This is a genomic window from Enterobacter cloacae complex sp. AR_0002 (assembly GCF_001922365.1).
Taxonomy (GTDB): Bacteria; Pseudomonadota; Gammaproteobacteria; order Enterobacterales; family Enterobacteriaceae; genus Enterobacter; species Enterobacter hormaechei_C.
Genome location: NZ_CP018814.1, coordinates 4,070,182 through 4,086,060 on the forward strand (window position 1 = coordinate 4,070,182; position 15,879 = coordinate 4,086,060).

14 protein-coding genes and 1 pseudogene are annotated in these 15,879 nt (G+C 56.4%); 13 read left to right on the forward strand and 2 right to left on the reverse strand.

From position 1 onward, the window contains the following. Nucleotides 1-52 precede the first annotated feature (52 nt). Entirely contained in the window at nt 53-2,191 is a 2,139-nt protein-coding gene (locus AM329_RS20050) for an intracellular growth attenuator family protein (protein WP_032608050.1), read from the reverse strand. Between the two features lie 327 nt (nt 2,192-2,518). On the opposite strand from AM329_RS20050, the gene nudE reads away from it, so the two are divergent. Continuing rightward, on the forward strand, nt 2,519-3,079 hold the full coding sequence (nudE, locus tag AM329_RS20060) for an ADP compounds hydrolase NudE (protein ID WP_003861622.1): 561 nt from the start codon (nt 2,519-2,521) through the stop codon (nt 3,077-3,079). Between the two features lie 94 nt (nt 3,080-3,173). Here the strand turns inward: nudE and mrcA are convergent, their stop codons facing one another. After that, complete coding sequence (mrcA, locus tag AM329_RS20065) at nt 3,174-5,726, reverse strand: peptidoglycan glycosyltransferase/peptidoglycan DD-transpeptidase MrcA (protein ID WP_003861623.1); 2,553 nt, start codon at nt 5,724-5,726, stop codon at nt 3,174-3,176. A gap of 120 nt (nt 5,727-5,846) precedes the next feature. On the opposite strand from mrcA, the gene AM329_RS20070 reads away from it, so the two are divergent. The 12 genes and pseudogenes from AM329_RS20070 (at nt 5,847) to trpS (ending at nt 15,809) form a co-directional block, all read left to right on the forward strand. Next, nucleotides 5,847-6,620 (forward strand): pilus assembly protein PilM, encoded by a 774-nt coding sequence (locus AM329_RS20070; protein ID WP_032608048.1) that lies wholly within the window; start codon nt 5,847-5,849, stop codon nt 6,618-6,620. After that, nucleotides 6,620-7,111, forward strand: coding sequence for a PilN domain-containing protein (locus tag AM329_RS20075; protein WP_023314951.1), 492 nt, complete (start codon nt 6,620-6,622; stop codon nt 7,109-7,111). The genes AM329_RS20070 and AM329_RS20075 overlap by 1 nt, the downstream gene beginning before the upstream one ends. Before the next feature lie 3 nt (nt 7,112-7,114). Beyond that, a complete protein-coding gene (locus AM329_RS20080; protein WP_023314950.1) occupies nt 7,115-7,567 on the forward strand; it encodes a hypothetical protein in 453 nt (150 codons plus the stop codon). Then, nucleotides 7,557-7,961 carry a HofP DNA utilization family protein gene (locus tag AM329_RS20085; protein ID WP_003861627.1) on the forward strand — a complete coding sequence of 135 codons (405 nt, stop codon included), beginning with the start codon at nt 7,557-7,559 and terminating at the stop codon, nt 7,959-7,961. The genes AM329_RS20080 and AM329_RS20085 overlap by 11 nt, the downstream gene beginning before the upstream one ends. After that, nucleotides 7,873-9,110, forward strand: a pseudogene (gene hofQ, locus AM329_RS20090) (DNA uptake porin HofQ). Before AM329_RS20085 ends, hofQ begins: the two are co-directional and overlap by 89 nt. Nucleotides 9,111-9,396: 286 nt before the next feature. Next, a complete protein-coding gene (aroK, locus tag AM329_RS20100) occupies nt 9,397-9,918 on the forward strand; it encodes a shikimate kinase AroK (RefSeq protein ID WP_003861630.1) in 522 nt (173 codons plus the stop codon). A gap of 57 nt (nt 9,919-9,975) precedes the next feature. Beyond that, entirely contained in the window at nt 9,976-11,064 is a 1,089-nt protein-coding gene (gene aroB, locus AM329_RS20105) for a 3-dehydroquinate synthase (protein WP_003861631.1), read from the forward strand. Nucleotides 11,065-11,156: 92 nt separating this feature from the next. Then, on the forward strand, nt 11,157-12,461 hold the full coding sequence (damX, locus tag AM329_RS20110) for a cell division protein DamX (protein WP_003861632.1): 1,305 nt from the start codon (nt 11,157-11,159) through the stop codon (nt 12,459-12,461). A 67-nt stretch (nt 12,462-12,528) separates the two neighbouring features. Continuing rightward, nucleotides 12,529-13,341 (forward strand): adenine-specific DNA-methyltransferase, encoded by an 813-nt coding sequence (gene dam / locus AM329_RS20115; protein ID WP_003861633.1) that lies wholly within the window; start codon nt 12,529-12,531, stop codon nt 13,339-13,341. A gap of 39 nt (nt 13,342-13,380) precedes the next feature. After that, on the forward strand, nt 13,381-14,058 hold the full coding sequence (gene rpe, locus AM329_RS20120) for a ribulose-phosphate 3-epimerase (RefSeq protein WP_032608046.1): 678 nt from the start codon (nt 13,381-13,383) through the stop codon (nt 14,056-14,058). Beyond that, nucleotides 14,051-14,812, forward strand: a complete 762-nt coding sequence (gene gph / locus AM329_RS20125; RefSeq protein WP_032608044.1) for a phosphoglycolate phosphatase — start codon at nt 14,051-14,053, stop codon at nt 14,810-14,812. Before rpe ends, gph begins: the two co-directional genes overlap by 8 nt. Further along, entirely contained in the window at nt 14,805-15,809 is a 1,005-nt protein-coding gene (gene trpS / locus AM329_RS20130; protein ID WP_022651949.1) for a tryptophan--tRNA ligase, read from the forward strand. Before gph ends, trpS begins: the two co-directional genes overlap by 8 nt. Nucleotides 15,810-15,879 lie beyond the last annotated feature (70 nt).

The following is a 15,879-nucleotide window of genomic DNA, read 5'->3' on the forward strand; positions in this document are numbered from 1 at the left end:
CAGCCAGAAGAAACGTGCGCGACAGGGTAGCACAACTTGTCGCGCAGGGACGTTATCCGATCAGGCTCTCAGAAGAGGAGATCAGTTTCGGGTTAAGGCAATTTTCGTAGTAGGCCTGGATTTCTGCCAGCCGCGTGCGGGAACGCTGATAGCGGCGTACGGCCTGATAACCGTTCCAGACGATGCACGCCAGCATCGCAATCAGCAGCAGGGATGTCCCTATATAGCGCCACAGGCCAGCGCTATCCGGCATACGGTGCAGGCCAATATGACGCGTGCCGTTGGCGTCGGTGAAGAGGGTGGTGACGATCCCTTCCGCGCTGAATGGCGTCTGCATCAGCATCTGCGCCAGACGCTGGAATTCGCTCCACTGCTCCTGGGCAGGATAGTCATACAGCGAAACCTGCGGATAAGGTTGATCCACCAGGTCGCTGCCTTCATCGCTGGCAATCACAAAACCGCCCGGCGCCGGGCTGTTAAGCGCCTGGGCGGCACGGGTGGTTTCACGCATCACGAAGGGGGCGGTAGAGGTCGCCACCAGGTTATCCAGCGACTCGGCGCTGACCGGACGCAGAAGCACGTTCACACCGTCCAGGCGTCCCGCTTCGGCGCGTTTCACCAGCGCGTCCCAGTCTTTGCTGTTGCCGAGGTTGACCAGCGCGTTCTTGAGCCGGATACAGTCATCCTGGGCGGAACAGAGATCCTCTGTTTTCAGGACGATTTCGCCAAAGTCATCCAGCAGCACCATGCCCGACTTCTGAATAGCCGAACGCAGGGCAGGGCTGACGCGAGAATCATCATCCGGTTTTGGATGGAGCTGGCGATTAATCGTCTGGGTGAGCGCAGTGGCCTTGTTGACCACATCTGATTCCGGCAGCGGCAGCGGAGAGGCGTCATTCCAGATGATCTGAGAGCAGTCGAACGGCGCGAACGGCGAGTTCTGGCGCGTGTTCCAGGCGCCCGGCGTGTGGATATTACACATCCCGGTGCCTTTGAGGCGCAACGTATCTCCCACGCGTACACCCGCTTCTTCGAGCTGCTGTACGCTGGTGGCTTCCACGGTTTGCGCCCCTTTAATCCATGACAGGGTAAATTTAATTGGCATATCCAGCGGCACGAAAAGCAGCAGCATGAGGAAGATTAACGCGGCGCCACCGGCAATCACCGCGCTGCGAAGCCAGTGCTGAAGCGGGAAGTTTTTTACTTCGTCGTGCAGGGATAAGTAACGTCCCTGGCGTACAACGTGGCGGTCGAGATAGATATCAATATCCGTTTTGTGGCCCAGGTCCTGCGCAATCCACGGCTGCCAGTGGCGTGGATAGATAAGATCGATGATCCCGAGCGAGATATTGTTGATATGTTCCTGATCGTTCTCACCGAACAGTCCCCAGCGTTTTGGGGTTCCGCGCAGGCAGTGAATTTCGCGTAATGACGTTTTTGCCGGCGGGGCAAATATGCCCCACAGCCCGGCGGCCAGAAGCAGTACTGCGCCACCCGCGAGCCACGGAACAAACACGTCCGGCGTCAGCAGGCAGATGAAAAAGAGCAGGAACGAGGCGACAATCAGCACCGCTTCGCGAATGCCATCCGGGCGGCTCAGGACGTACTCTTCATGCGTTTCCTGGCGGATGTTGAGCAGTTCAATCTGCTCTGTCTCTTCACCACGAATAGAGGCCTGCGTTCCGCTCGCGCGTTCCAGCGCAAAGCGTGGCGCTTCCTGAACATATTCGCTCAGAGTATGACCATTAAGGGAGATAACCAGCGGCAGCGTATCGGTATGGATGAGCTCGACGCTGTTTTCGTCGTTAATATACTGTTCCCAGAAGGGAGGCAGGTGTACTTCAACAGAGTCGAGATAGTAACGCCATTTGTTGGGATCGTCGGTTGTGATGCCGTAGCGGGTAATGGAGCGCGTCACGCACAGAACGGTGTCGCTTTGGGCGTTAAGGTTGAGCGATACGGGGGCGGTGCTGGCGCCGGTAGGGCCAGGCGAAAGTCGGGATCGGTTCAGCGTGTCGAGATACTGCTCAACGGTGCTGCGTTCCTCTGGCGAAAGCTTGCGCGTGTTTGCCCCGGCGAACGCGTTCAAAAAGGGCAGCCGATAACGGCGATGTACGCGGCGCCTGAATACCCACACCGCAATCGACGCGCAGGCCAGCACAGCAGCGAGAAAAATCAAAATGGTGCTCATGCTTTCCCCATCTTACTTATCTTCTTACAGGTGTTGTCAGTCGCACCTTTTGTACAATGAATGAGATTCTGTGGTCGGCTATCGGCAAGTATGGAGTCTAACTTGAGCATGTTGACGCGCATCCCAGTGACCGGTAATGATAACAAAGCCTGTTCCGGCGCGATATCAGCAAATTCCTGGAAACATTTCAACCTCTTGACATTTGTTTTGAAATGAGAATCGCATTCAATTACGTTGCATAAATGTAAATAAAGAGCAATTGACATTGCCGAAACCGTGCGGCGTATCGCACAATAAAGCCAGTTCACCCAGCAAAGACCCGTCAAGATGACCAAACCCTTACAAAAGCCCACCATTCTGAATGTTGAAACCGTCGCGAAATCGCGTCTGTTTAATGTCGAAAGCGTGGATCTGGAGTTCAGCAACGGTGTGCGTCGTGTTTATGAGCGTATGCGCCCCTCCTCGCGTGAAGCGGTGATGATTGTGCCCATCGTCGACGAGCACCTGATCCTCATTCGTGAATACGCCGTGGGCACAGAATCGTACGAGCTGGGCTTTTCCAAAGGACTGATCGATCCGGGCGAAACGGTGTTTGAAGCGGCAAACCGGGAGCTGAAAGAAGAGGTCGGTTTTGGCGCGAAAGAGCTGACGTTCCTGAAAAAATTGAGCATGGCGCCGTCCTATTTCTCCAGCAAAATGAACATCGTTGTCGCGGAAGATCTCTATCCTGAATCGCTGGAAGGAGACGAGCCGGAACCGCTGCCGCAGGTTCGCTGGCCGCTGGCTCATCTGATGGATTTGCTGGAAGATCCTGACTTTAACGAGGCACGCAACGTGAGCGCACTGTTCCTGGTACGAGAGTGGCTGAAGGGGCAGGGTCGTTTGTAGCGCCACCATTAAAAACGGCAACCGAAGGTTGCCGTTTTGCATTGATGTTGTAGGCCGGGTCAGGCGTAGTCGCCACCCGGCTTTTTAGTTGGCGTCAGAACAGTTCGTGCGTCTCGCCGTTATCAATGATCTCTGTACCCACCTCATGCACCGCCTGCGTGGTTGGCTGCGTACCCTCGATGAAATACTCGGCACGGCTATTACCGCCATTCGCGAGCTGTCCAGTGCTGCGGTCAATATTGATCGTGACAATGCCCGGCGGAGGCGTTAGCGGCTGCTCCGGCACGCCCTCGAGAGCGGCCTTCATGTAAGCATCCCAGGCCGGTTGCGCACTCTTAGCCCCACCCTCGTAACCGGAAATCTGATCTTTAATCGCGCCAGAAGCGGTTGTGCGCCCCAGAGTGCGGCGGTGATCGTCAAAACCAATCCAGACCGAGGTGACAACGCCCGGGCCATAACCTGAGAACCAGGCATCTTTTGAACTGTTGGTTGTCCCGGTTTTGCCGCCGATGTCGTGGCGCTGCAAATCGCGGCCCGCTCGCCAGCCGGTGCCTTGCCAGCCCGGTTCGCCAAAGATGTTGGTGTTCAGTGCGCTCTTAATCAGGAACGACAGCGGCGTGCTGATCACGTGCGGGGCGTACTCCTGCGCGCCACTCTGGGCGACCAGCGCCTGATTGGCCTGTTCCAGCTGAGGCTGCGGCACCGCCAGATTCTGACGTTCCTGAGAGATCGCCACATCTTCCATATCCTTGTTTTCCAGGACATTGGATTTTGGCGTGTCGCCGTAAATCACCGGAATATCGCATTCAGGGCAGGCAATTTTCGGTTTCGCTTCAAACAGTACGCCGCCCTGATCGTTCTCGATTTTGCTGATGAAATACGGATCGACCAGGAATCCCCCGTTCGCCATCACCGAGTAGCCACGAGCGACCTGGAGCGGCGTAAAGGACGCGGAGCCGAGCGCCAGAGATTCGGTATGAACAATGTTTTGCGCCGGGAAGCCGAAGCGTTGCAGATACTCTGCCGCATAATCAACGCCCATCGCACGCATCGCGCGAACCATGACCACGTTCTTCGACTGGCCAAGGCCCTGACGCAGACGGATAGGGCCAGCGTATTGCGCCGGAGAGTTCTTCGGCTGCCAGTCAGAGCCCGCACCGGCATCCCAGCGGGAAATTGGCACGTCGTTGAGAATGCTGGCGAGCGTCAGCCCCTTATCCATCGCCGCGGTATACAGGAACGGTTTGATGTTCGAACCAACCTGACGCAGTGCCTGGGTCGCGCGGTTAAATTTGCTCTGGTTGAAATCGAACCCGCCAACCAGCGCCATCACGGCACCGTTCTGCGGATTGATGGAGACCAGCGCAGAGTTGACGTCCGGCACCTGCGCCAGCCACCAGGCATCACCGACCTGACGGACCCAGATTTGTTGTCCGGTTTGTACCACATCGGTCACTTTACGTGGCGTCGGGCCCTGAAGAGTGTCAGAGCGGTACGGACGCGCCCAGCGGACACCCTCCATGCGCAGCGAAACGGATGTGCCATCGGCCATCATCGCCACCGCTTCCTGTGGATCGGCCTGGGTGACGACAGCCGGACGCAGCGGGCCATAGGTCGGCAGCGCTTTCAGGGAATCAGTGATTTTTTTACTGTCCCATGCGCCTTCCCCCACTTTCCACAGCACGTTGGACGGGCCGCGATAGCCGTGACGCATATCGTAATCCATCACGTTATTACGCACCGCCTGCTGGGCAGCCTGCTGCACTTTGCGGGTCACGGTGGTATAGACGCGATAACCATCTTCATACGCTTTATCACCGTAGCGACTCACCATCTCCTGGCGAACCATTTCAGTGAGATACGGTGCAGAGAAGGCGATTTCCGGCGCATGGTAATTGGCGTCAATAACGTCGCTGCGCGCCTTATCGTACTCAGACTGACTGATGTAGCCTTCGCTCAACATACGCGACAGCACCACGTTACGGCGCGCGGTGGCGCGGTCCAGCGAGTAGAGCGGGTTAAAGGTGGATGGCGCTTTTGGCAGGCCGGCAATGGTCGCCATTTCGCTCAGCGTGAGCTGATCGATCGGCTTACCAAAATAGACCTGAGCCGCAGCCCCTACGCCATAGGCGCGGTAGCCCAGATAGATCTTGTTGAGGTAAAGCTCAAGGATCTCGTCTTTGCTCAGCAGTTGCTCAATGCGGATCGCGAGGAACACCTCTTTGATCTTACGCATCAGCGTCTTTTCCGGGCTGAGGAAGAAGTTACGCGCCAGCTGCTGAGTAATAGTACTTGCCCCCTGAGAGGCATGACCGGAGAACAGCGCCACGCTTGCCGCACGGAAAATACCGACCGGATCGACACCGTGGTGCTCGTAAAAACGGCTGTCCTCGGTGGCGATAAAAGCTTTCACCATCACGGGTGGGATTTGATTTAAGGTCAAAGGGATACGACGTTTCTCGCCGTATTGCGCCATCAGTTCACCATCGGCGCTATAGACCTGCATAGGGATCTGAAGCCGCACATCACGAAGCGTGGCGACATCAGGGAGTTGCGGCTCGACATATTTGTACAAACCAATAATCGAGCCTGCTCCCAGCAGAATGCAACAGACTGCAAGGATCAATAAATACTTTACGAACTTCACCGGAGATTTCCCATTTGGTTTAGCCTGGGCAGTTTCTAAACAATCGCGCGGTAGTATAAAGGCAAGCCTGATTCATTGATATAGCCGTCACTCCGACGGGCGATAAGGAGATCGTGAAGCATGGCTTTTAAAACGTGGCAAACAGGTGTTCATATTCAACAGGATAAGGTGGTTGCGGTAGCGCTGACCAGAGAGCGGGCCGGATGGCGTTTACTGCGCTGGTGGGCGGTGCCGCTGTCGGACGGCGTTATCGGGGAAGGCAAAATACTTAAGCCAGAAGAGCTGGTTAACGCATTACGTGGCTGGCGGAAAACATTGCCGCACTCGCATCGGGTATTCCTCTCATTTCCGGCAACGCGCGTTCTGCAACGCGCGTTGCCCCGTCCATCCGTTACCTTGCGTGACAGCGAACAGCTCACCTGGGTAGGCGCCGCATTAGCGCGTGAGCTGGAGATGCCCGCCGATACGCTCTGCTTTGACTACGCGCAGGATACGTTCAGCAACACTTTTCAGGTTACCGCAGCGCAAAACAGAGAGGTCGATACCCTGTTGACGCTGGCGAACGCGCTGCGTTTGCGTCTGGCAGCAATCGCCCCGGATGCCGGCGCGCTGGCTAATCTTCTCTCTGCTGTTGCCCCCGCCCGGTGCGTCGCCTGGAGAGATCAACACCAGTGGCTATGGGCGATGCGTCACCAGTGGGGGCGGCGCTACACCACAGAAGCGGCGACGGTGAATGAACTGGCGGCGCTGCTTGCGCTTTCTTCTTCTGATATCGCCGTGTTTGATGCTGCCCGCGATCCCTGGGAAGCGGTGACGCTGTGCCAGCCGCCGCTGCCGGAATGCGGTGCTGATTACACCGTCGCCCTGGCGCTGGCCATGAGCGAGGCGCCGTAATGAGCATGCCCAATCTTTTACCCTGGCGTCGGCAGCAACGTAATCAGCGCCTGCGTTTCTGGGGGCTGCTGTTTGCCGCCTCATTGCTGGTGATGCTGGCGGGTGGTTTCAGTCTGCGGGCGACGCAGTCTCTCGCGTTACAGGCGTTGCAGAGCGAACTGGCGGGGACTCGGGCGGTGCAGAAAGTATTGAGAGCCCGTCAGCCGCAGTCAGCGGGGCTGAAAACCCCTTCGCCGCCGTCTGATCCGGCCTGGCAACCCGCGCTGGAATCGCTTGCCAGCGCAATGCCCCGGCAGGCGTGGCTGACGGCGCTGCGTTATCAGCCACCCTCGCTGACCCTGACCGGCTATACCACTTCACTGCCAGCGCTCGCAGCCATGACCGATGCGCTGAAAAGGGTGACGGGATTTAACCCCGGACCGGCAGGCGAACTGCAACAGGATAGCCTGGGGCGATGGATGTTCTCTTTTAAACTGCATAGCCGGAGGTAGCCGGTGGGTATCTGGTATCAACGCTGGGCTGATGCACGTCCTTCCCGGCGCGTCCTTTGCTGGTTGATCGCGTCGGGGCTTGTTGCGTGGGCAATTTGGGGACTGCTGCTCAGGCCCGCTGCTCTGCGTTACGCCGATGTTCAGGCGCAGGCCATCAGTGCGAAGCGAATCAACGCCTCGCTGTGGCCAGAGGCCGGACGGCAAGCAGTGTTTACGCAAGTGACGCCCTCGCGGCCCTTTTCTCCCCTGGCATTTCAGCGTGAGGACGCAAGGCTGGTGTACTGGAAGCCGCAGCAGAGTGGGGGAGAGCTGGCGCTGGATGCCTCATGGGGCGCGGTTCCGGCGCTCTTTTCCCGGCTGGCGCTTGAGAACGTGCGGGTGAGTGCGTTTTCCATCATCCCACAGGGCAAACAGTTACGCCTCAGCCTGCAACTGGAGATCGGTCATGCGCAGTAAAGCCCGTTTAGTCATCCTGCTTTCTCCGCTTTTCCTGACCGGGATGCGGGATCCCTTCTCTGTGCCGGAAGAGCGTTGCGCAGCCGGGCAGCTCAGCCAGTGGCGGTATCAGGGGATAGTCAGCGGCAGCAGGGATATCGGCCTTATGCAGGACGGGCAGAAACGCTGGCACCGGGTAAAAACGCAGATGCGGTTACCGACAGGCTGGCGGGTGAGCGCGATAGATAGACAACAACTGACCGTTGATGTCGGCGATATGTGCGAGCCGAAGCGATGGACATGGCAACGAGAAGGAACGAAAAAAAGTGAAGATAAGGATAGGGCTGTTACTGGCGGTACTCAGCCAGCCCCTGTGGGCCGCGACGCCAAAACCGGTCACCCTGCTGGTGGATGATGTCCCGGTGGTGCAAATATTACAGGCGCTGGTAGCGCAGGAGGATCGCAATCTGGTGGTGTCGCCGGATGTCAGCGGTTCGCTTTCGCTGAATTTAACGCGGGTGCCCTGGAGGCAGGCGCTTCAGACGGTAGTGAACAGCGCCGGGCTGGTATTGCGGGAAGAGGGCGGCATTTTTATGTGCATACGGCGGCCTGGCAACGGGAGCAACAGACGCGTAAAGAGCAGGAGCGGGCCCAGCGTCTGCTCGACGCCCCGCTGCACTCTCACAGCATTCCGTTTGCTTATGCGGATGCGGCCGAATTGCAAAAAGCGGCGGAAAAGCTCTTAAGCCCGAAAGGCAGTCTCTCCGTCGACAAGCGCACCAACCGTTTCCTGGTCAGGGATAACCAGACGGTGGTGGATATGCTCCAGCGCTGGGCTGTGCAGATGGATCTGCCCGTCGAGCAGGTGGAACTGGCGGCGCAGATTGTGACCATCAGTGAAAAAAGCCTGCGTGAACTGGGGGTGAAATGGAACCTCGCTGACGCAACGGAGGCCAGTAAAGTGGGTCAGGTCACGACGCTGGGTGCGGACCTGTCGGTGGCCAGTGCGACCACCCACGCAGGGTTTAACATCGGGCGCATCAACGGCAGGATGCTGGATCTTGAGTTGTCGGCGCTTGAGCAAAAGCAGCAGGTGGATATCATCGCCAGCCCGCGGCTGCTGGCATCGCACATGCAGCCGGCCAGCATCAAGCAGGGCAGCGAAATTCCGTATCAGGTTTCCAGCGGCGAGAGCGGGGCGACATCCGTTGAATTTAAAGAAGCGGTATTAGGCATGGAGGTCACGCCGGTGGTTCTGCCGGGTGGTCGTGTGCGCCTGAAATTGCATATCAGTGAAAATATGCCCGGCCAGGTGCTGCAACAGGCAGACGGCGAAACGCTGGCGATCGATAAGCAGGAGATCGAAACGCAGGTTGAGGTAAAAAGTGGGGAAACGCTCGCGCTGGGCGGGATCTTTTCGCAAAAGAATAAAACCGGACGCGACAGCGTGCCCGTGCTGGGCAACATTCCGTGGCTGGGTCAGCTGTTCCGCCATGACGGAAAAGATAACGAACGGCGCGAGTTAGTGGTGTTTATCACGCCACGTCTGGTCAGTATTCAGTAATGGGTAACGATCCCCGCAATGATTTTGCATTCAGTTTGTTGCAGATGTTTGACGTGGGGCATGAATTAGCATACAAGGAGTACCGATTTGAGTTGGACTTACGTCTTATTTCCTTATGCGCCGGGAACGGTGATTTAATCAGTTGCCAAACAAGCCGGAGTATTGAGATAATTTTTCGTCTGACTCTCGCTCTATTGCAAATGAGGTTTCAGTTCATGTCCTGCTACGCCGGGTGTCTGCGCAGCGGGGATTACCATTAACGAATAGTCTTAGTAGTACCGAAAAAATGGCAGAGAAACGCAATATCTTTCTGGTTGGGCCTATGGGTGCCGGCAAAAGCACTATTGGGCGTCAGTTAGCTCAACAACTCAATATGGAATTTTACGATTCTGATCAAGAGATTGAGAAACGAACCGGAGCGGATGTGGGCTGGGTCTTCGACGTAGAAGGCGAAGAAGGTTTCCGTGACCGAGAAGAAAAAGTGATCAACGAACTCACGGAAAAACAGGGCATTGTGCTGGCAACTGGCGGCGGCTCTGTAAAATCTCGCGAAACCCGCAACCGTCTCTCCGCCCGTGGCGTAGTGGTCTATCTTGAGACGACCATCGAAAAACAGCTGGCACGCACGCAGCGTGATAAAAAGCGCCCGTTGTTGCAGGTTGAAACACCGCCACGTGAAGTTCTGGAAGCTTTGGCCGATGAACGCAATCCTCTGTACGAAGAGATTGCTGATGTGACCATTCGTACTGACGATCAAAGCGCTAAAGTGGTTGCAAACCAGATTATTCATATGCTGGAAAGCAACTGATTCTGGCTATATATACACTCGCCTGCGGGTAAAAGCATTTAAGGTGGATGTCGCGTCATGGAGAGGATTACAGTTACTCTCGGGGAACGTAGTTACCCTATCACCATCGCGGCTGGTTTGTTTAACGACCCAGCTTCCTTCTTACCACTGAAAGCGGGTGATCAGGCGATGCTGGTCACCAACGAGACGCTGGCTCCGCTTTATCTCGACCGTGTACGTCACCTGCTTGAGCAGGCGGGCGTGAAGGTCGACAGTGTGATTCTGCCCGATGGCGAGCAGTACAAAAGCCTGACGGTACTGGATACCGTCTTTACCGCACTTCTGCAAAAACCGCACGGTCGTGATACAACACTGCTTGCCCTGGGCGGCGGCGTTGTGGGCGATCTGACCGGTTTTGCAGCCGCCAGCTACCAGCGCGGCGTGCGCTTTATTCAAATTCCAACCACGTTGCTCTCACAGGTCGATTCTTCTGTGGGCGGTAAAACGGCGGTTAACCATCCGCTCGGCAAAAACATGATTGGCGCGTTCTACCAGCCCGCCTCGGTGGTGGTGGATCTCGACTGTCTGAAAACCTTGCCAGCGCGCGAACTGGCGTCCGGCCTTGCAGAAGTGATCAAATACGGCATTATTCTTGACGGGGAGTTCTTCACCTGGCTGGAAGAGAATATGGATGCGCTGCTGCGCCTCGACGGGCAGGCAATGGCCTACTGTATTCGCCGTTGTTGTGAGCTGAAAGCAGAAGTCGTTGCCGCAGATGAGCGTGAAACCGGCTTACGTGCTTTACTGAATCTGGGGCATACGTTTGGTCATGCGATCGAAGCCGAAATGGGCTACGGTAACTGGCTTCACGGTGAAGCTGTCGCTGCCGGAATGGTTATGGCGGCGCGTGCCTCTGAACGTTTGGGGCAGTTCAGGCCGGAAGAGACAGCACGTATCATCGCGTTGCTTAAACGTGCTGGCTTGCCGGTAAGTGGTCCGCAGGAAATGTCTGCGCAGGCGTACCTTCCCCACATGATGCGCGATAAAAAAGTATTAGCAGGTGAGATGCGTCTGGTACTCCCGCTTGCAATAGGGAAAAGTGAAGTGCGCGGCGGAGTGCCGCACGAAGTCGTACTTGGCGCTATTGCTGATTGTCAGCAAGCGTAACAACTAGAAAGGTCAGACCGCTGTAACAGGTGGTCGTTTTAGCTTCAGGTTAATGCAGAGTCGTTGGCAGAAGCCTTTGAGTGGGGTGTTAAATGGATGAATTCAAACCAGAAGACGAGCTGAAACCCGATCCCAGCGATCGTCGTACTGGTCGTTCTCGTCAATCTTCAGAACGTGATAACGAGCCGCAGATCAACTTTGACGATGTCGATCTGGATGCAGACGATCGTCGCCCTTCGCGTAGCCGCAACGCGCGCAATGAGCGTGAAGACGAGGAGTTTGAATCCGAAGAAGAGTTAATGGATGAACAGCCTGTTGAACGTCGACCGCGCAAGCGTAAAAAAGCGGTAGCGGCAAAACCGGCCTCCCGTCAGTACATCATGATGGGCCTTGGCGTTCTGGTGCTGGTATTGCTGATTGTCGGCATTGGTTCCGCGCTAAAAGCCCCTTCTACCCATTCTACCGAGCAGACCGCGTCTGCCGAGAAGAGCATCGACCTGTCTGGTAACGATGCGAGCAACCAGGCGAATGGCGCTCAGCCTGCGCCGGGCACCACTTCCGCAGAGCAGACCGCAGGCAACACCAGCGCCGGTCAGGATATCTCTCTGCCGCCTGTCTCTTCTACCCCGACTCAGGGCCAGGCGCCAGCTACGCCTGAAGGCCAGCAGCGTGTTGAGGTTCAGGGCGATCTGAACAACGCGCTGATGCAGCCGCAGAATCAGGAACAGGTTAACGCTGCCGTGGTGAACTCCACGCTGCCAACTGAACCAGCCACCGTTGCGCCAGTTCATGGCAGCAATGCCCAGCAGCAGACGGCGGCAACGGAAACCAAACCGCGCCAGACGCAGACTGCACCACGCCAGGAGCGTAAGCAGGCTGTGATTGAGCCGAAGCGTGAGACGAAACCACAGGCCGTGGCAAAAGCGCCAGAAACGAAAGCGCCAGCGCAGACAAAACCTGCGGTGAGCCAGCCGGTTAAAGCGCCAACGCCTGCGGCAACCGCTGCTCCGAAAGCGACGGCGACCACAGCGGCGCCTGCTGCAACAACACCTGCTGCAACAACACCTGCGGCTCCCGCAGCCAAAACGGGCGCTTCGCCAGGTAAAACGACGGGCAACGTGGGTTCTTTGCAGTCGGCCTCTTCCAGCAACTACACCCTTCAGCTGAGCAGTTCGTCTAACTATGACAACCTCAACGCCTGGGCGAAGAAATCGAATCTGAAAAACTACGTGGTTTATCAGACGACCCGTAACGGTCAACCGTGGTATGTGCTGGTGAGTGGTATTTATGCTTCCAAAGATGAAGCAAAACGTGCCGTTTCCACGCTGCCAGCCGACGTGCAGGCGAAAAACCCGTGGGCGAAGCCGATTCATCAGGTGCAGGCCGATCTGAAGTAATGTTTAAAGCGCAGGATGCTGTCGGAGCTTTCTCCACAGCCGGAGAAGGTGTAATCAGTTAGTCAGCATGAAAAAAAATCGCGCTTTTCTGAAATGGGCAGGGGGGAAATACCCCCTGCTCGACGATATTAAAAAGCACCTGCCGAAAGGCGAGTGTCTTATCGAGCCCTTCGTGGGTGCTGGATCGGTGTTCCTGAATACCGATTTTTCTCGTTATATCCTGGCGGATATCAACAGCGACCTTATTAGCCTCTATAACATCGTCAAACTGCGTACCGATGAGTATGTGGAAGAGGCACGGAAGCTGTTTACGCCAGAGAACAACAACCCGGACGTCTACTATCAGTTCCGCGCTGAGTTTAATCAAAGCCAGGATCCGTTCCGTCGCGCGCTGTTGTTTCTTTATCTCAACCGCCATGGCTACAACGGTCTGTGCCGGTATAATCTGCGTGGCGAGTTTAACGTGCCGTTTGGCCGCTATAAGCGTCCCTATTTCCCGCAGGACGAGCTGTATCACTTTGCTGAAAAAGCACAGAATGCCGAGTTCTACTGTCTCTCATATGAAGAGTGCATGGAGCTGGCGGGCGTAAACTCGGTGGTCTACTGCGACCCGCCTTACGCGCCGCTGTCTGCCACGGCAAATTTCACCGCCTACCACACCAATAGCTTCAGCCCGGCCGAGCAGGCTCGTCTGGCTGAGATGGCGGAAAAGCTGGTCAGCAAAAGAATTCCGGTGTTAATTTCGAATCACGACACGCCTGATACGCGCGAATGGTACAAAGCCGCGAAGCATTTTCAGGTAAAAGTGCGGCGTAGCATTAGCAGCAACGGCGGCACACGTAAAAAGGTGGACGAACTTCTGGCGCTTTATCGACCCTGAGCCTTTGCCCGCCGGTAAACACATTTCAAGGAGATGCGGATGAAACAGTTTTTGATTGCCCCCTCAATTCTGTCGGCCGATTTTGCCCGCCTGGGTGAAGACACTGCCAAAGCTCTCGCGGCTGGCGCGGATGTCGTCCATTTCGACGTTATGGATAACCACTACGTTCCCAACCTGACCATCGGTCCGATGGTGCTTAAAGCGCTGCGTAACTACGGGATCACCGCGCCCATTGACGTGCATCTGATGGTGAAACCGGTTGACCGCATCGTACCCGATTTCGCCGCGGCGGGTGCCAGCATCATCACTTTCCACCCGGAAGCCTCCGAACACGTTGACCGCACGCTACAGCTGATCAAAGAGAACGGCTGTAAGGCGGGGCTGGTCTTTAACCCGGCGACCCCGCTGAGCTATCTCGACTACGTGATGGACAAGCTGGACGTGATCCTGCTGATGTCCGTCAACCCGGGCTTTGGTGGTCAGTCATTTATCCCTCAGACCCTTGACAAACTGCGTGAAGTGCGCCGCCGTATCGATGAGTCTGGCTATGATATTCGTCTGGAAGTGGACGGCGGCGTGAAGGTCAATAACATCGGAGAGATTGCGGAGGCAGGGGCGGATATGTTCGTCGCAGGCTCCGCCATCTTCGATCAACCGGATTACAAAAAAGTCATTGATGAAATGCGCCGTGAACTGGCGAAGGTAAGTCATGGATAAATTGCAGGCTATTCGGGGTGTAGCATTTGACCTCGACGGCACGCTGGTCGACAGCGCGCCAGGATTAACCAGCGCCGTCGATCAGGCGCTGTATGCCCTTGAACTCCCCGTTGCAGGCGAAGAGCGCGTCGTGACGTGGATTGGTAACGGTGCAGACGTGCTGATGGAGCGCGCGCTGACCTGGGCTCGTCAGGAGCGTGCCTCTCAGCGTTCCGCGCAAGGTAAACCGAGTGTTGACCACGCGGATATTCCCCAGGATGAGCAGCAGCGTATTCTGCGCAAACTGTTCGACCGTTTCTACGAAGAGACCGTCGAAGAGGGCAGCTTCCTGTTCCCGGATGTCGCTGAAACGCTGAGCGCGCTATATGCTAAAGGCATCCCGCTGGGGCTGGTAACTAACAAGCCGACACCGTTCGTTGCGCCTCTGCTGGAAGCGCTGGATATCGCGAAATACTTCTCCGTGATTGTGGGCGGCGATGACGTACAGAATAAAAAGCCGCATCCGGAACCGCTATTGCTGGTGGCAGGAAAATTATCCTTAGCACCTGCGGAGCTGCTCTTTGTCGGGGATTCCCGCAATGATATTCTGGCTGCCAGAGCGGCAGGTTGCCCGTCGGTTGGGTTGACCTACGGCTACAACTACGGTGAAGCCATTACGCTGAGTGAGCCGGACGTTGTGTTCGACCACTTCAAAGATTTGTTGCCCGCACTCGGGCTCTCGCACAGTGAACATCAGGAATTGAATAATGACTAAGCCCATCGTTTTTAGTGGCGCACAGCCTTCAGGTGAACTGACCATTGGTAACTACATGGGTGCGTTACGTCAGTGGGTGAGCATGCAGGATGACTACCACTGCATTTACTGCATCGTGGATTTGCATGCTATCACCGCGCGTCAGGATCCAGAGAAGCTTCGCAAAGCAACGCTCGATACGCTGGCGCTGTACCTGGCGTGCGGTATCGATCCCGAGAAGAGCACCATTTTCGTTCAGTCTCACGTACCAGAGCACGCGCAGCTGGGCTGGGCGCTGAACTGCTACACCTATTTCGGCGAGCTGAGCCGCATGACCCAGTTCAAGGATAAGTCTGCGCGCTACTCTGAGAACATCAACGCCGGTCTGTTTGACTATCCGGTGCTGATGGCGGCCGACATTCTGCTGTACCAGACCAACCAGGTGCCGGTGGGTGAAGACCAGAAGCAGCACCTGGAGCTGAGCCGCGATATTGCCCAGCGCTTCAATGCGCTTTACGGCGACGTGTTCAAAGTGCCTGAGCCGTTTATTCCGAAATCCGGCGCGCGCGTGATGTCCCTGCTGGAGCCGACCAAAAAGATGTCCAAGTCTGACGATAACCGCAACAACGTTATCGGCCTGCTGGAAGATCCGAAATCGGTGGTGAAAAAGCTCAAGCGTGCGGTGACCGACTCCGATGAGCCGCCAGTGGTGCGCTACGACGTGCAGAACAAAGCGGGCGTATCCAACCTGCTGGACATTCTCTCCGGTGTGACCGGACAGAGCATCCCTGAGCTGGAAAAACACTTTGAAGGCAAGATGTACGGCCACCTGAAAGGCGAAGTGGCAGACGCCGTTTCCGGCATGCTGACCGAGTTGCAGGAGCGCTATCACCGTTACCGTAACGACGAAGCTTTCCTGCAAAAAGTGATGAAAGAGGGCGCAGAAAAAGCCAGCGCGCGCGCGTCGGAAACCCTGACAGCGGTGTACGAGGCGATTGGGTTTGTGGCGAAACCTTAAGCCGCCACCCGACAAATACGGACTCAATAAAAAAAACCGGGAAATTCCCGGTTTTTTTACGCCTGAAAAA

Excerpts from the sequence above, each read along its gene's own strand:
- AM329_RS20050 (WP_032608050.1), bottom strand. The coding sequence starts at position 2,191 with ATGAGCACCATTTTGATTTTTCTCGCTGCTGTGCTGGCCTGCGCGTCG.
- nudE (WP_003861622.1), top strand. The coding sequence starts at position 2,519 with ATGACCAAACCCTTACAAAAGCCCACCATTCTGAATGTTGAAACCGTC.
- AM329_RS20070 (WP_032608048.1), top strand. The coding sequence starts at position 5,847 with ATGGCTTTTAAAACGTGGCAAACAGGTGTTCATATTCAACAGGATAAG.
- AM329_RS20075 (WP_023314951.1), top strand. The coding sequence starts at position 6,620 with ATGAGCATGCCCAATCTTTTACCCTGGCGTCGGCAGCAACGTAATCAG.
- AM329_RS20085 (WP_003861627.1), top strand. The coding sequence starts at position 7,557 with ATGCGCAGTAAAGCCCGTTTAGTCATCCTGCTTTCTCCGCTTTTCCTG.
- aroK (WP_003861630.1), top strand. The coding sequence starts at position 9,397 with ATGGCAGAGAAACGCAATATCTTTCTGGTTGGGCCTATGGGTGCCGGC.
- aroB (WP_003861631.1), top strand. The coding sequence starts at position 9,976 with ATGGAGAGGATTACAGTTACTCTCGGGGAACGTAGTTACCCTATCACC.
- damX (WP_003861632.1), top strand. The coding sequence starts at position 11,157 with ATGGATGAATTCAAACCAGAAGACGAGCTGAAACCCGATCCCAGCGAT.
- dam (WP_003861633.1), top strand. The coding sequence starts at position 12,529 with ATGAAAAAAAATCGCGCTTTTCTGAAATGGGCAGGGGGGAAATACCCC.
- rpe (WP_032608046.1), top strand. The coding sequence starts at position 13,381 with ATGAAACAGTTTTTGATTGCCCCCTCAATTCTGTCGGCCGATTTTGCC.
- gph (WP_032608044.1), top strand. The coding sequence starts at position 14,051 with ATGGATAAATTGCAGGCTATTCGGGGTGTAGCATTTGACCTCGACGGC.
- trpS (WP_022651949.1), top strand. The coding sequence starts at position 14,805 with ATGACTAAGCCCATCGTTTTTAGTGGCGCACAGCCTTCAGGTGAACTG.